The 1,142-nt window shown below is 71.5% G+C and carries 1 protein-coding gene; it reads left to right on the top strand.

The genetic code is table 11. The annotated features are described in order from the left end of the window. A partial coding sequence (argH, locus tag CCN72_RS15295) for an argininosuccinate lyase (RefSeq protein WP_244174235.1) occupies positions 1–1,022 on the top strand: 1,022 nt, incomplete at its 5' end. Between the last annotated feature and the right edge of the window lie 120 nt (positions 1,023–1,142).

The raw sequence follows: 1,142 nt of genomic DNA, 5'->3' as shown, positions 1-1,142 counted from the left end.
AGGACGCCCTGGTCGGCCTGGCCGAGGCCCACCCGGACGTGGCGATGCCCGGCCGCACCCATCTCCAGCACGCCCAGCCGGTGCTCTTCGCCCACCATGTGCTCGCCCATGTCCAGTCCCTGTCCCGGGACGCGGAGCGGCTGCGCCAGTGGGACGAGCGCACCGCGGTGTCGCCGTACGGCTCCGGCGCCCTGGCCGGCTCCTCGCTCGGCCTGGACCCGGAGGCGGTGGCCGCTGACCTCGGGTTCGAGCACGGCAGCGCCGCCAACTCCATCGACGGCACGGCCTCCCGTGACTTCGTCGCGGAGTTCGCCTTCATCGCCGCGATGATCGGCGTGAACCTCTCCCGGATCGCCGAGGAGATCATCATCTGGAACACGAAGGAGTTCTCCTTCGTCACCCTCCATGACGCGTTCTCCACCGGCTCCTCGATCATGCCGCAGAAGAAGAACCCGGACATCGCGGAGCTGGCCCGGGGCAAGTCCGGCCGCCTGATCGGCAATCTGACCGGTCTGCTGGCCACGCTCAAGGCGCTGCCCCTCGCCTACAACCGCGATCTCCAGGAGGACAAGGAGCCGGTCTTCGACTCCTGCGACCAGCTGGAGATCCTGCTGCCCGCCTTCACCGGCATGATGGCCACCCTCACCGTGCACCGCGAGCGCATGGAGGAGCTGGCCCCGGCCGGCTTCTCCCTCGCCACCGACATCGCCGAGTGGCTGGTCCGCCAGGGCGTCCCCTTCCGGGTGGCGCACGAGGTCGCGGGGGAGTGCGTCAAGGCCGCCGAGGCCGAGGGCAAGGAACTGGACGAGCTGACGGACGAGCAGTTCGCCAAGATCTCCGCCCACCTCACCCCCGAGGTCCGCACCGTCCTGAACGTCCCCGGCGCCCTGGCCTCCCGCAACGGCCGCGGCGGCACCGCCNNGCCGCGTGGGCGCGAGCAACCCGGACGCACTCGCACTCGCGCACCCACCGCACGAGCCACGCTCCTGGGCGGAGCCTCTCGCGGGTTACGTTGGTCGTGAACCGGAAGCGAACCGGAACCGACCGAACCGGAGCCCGCGATGCCCTTCGCCCGCCTCGCCCACGCGACCACCCCGACCTGCCACCTCGGACTCGGTCTCGCCGCCGTCGGTCGCCCCGGC

It is taken from the genome of Streptomyces murinus (assembly GCF_002154555.1).
In the GTDB taxonomy this organism is placed as follows: domain Bacteria; phylum Actinomycetota; class Actinomycetes; order Streptomycetales; family Streptomycetaceae; genus Streptomyces; species Streptomyces murinus.
This window is presented reverse-complemented; position numbering and strand designations above follow the sequence as displayed.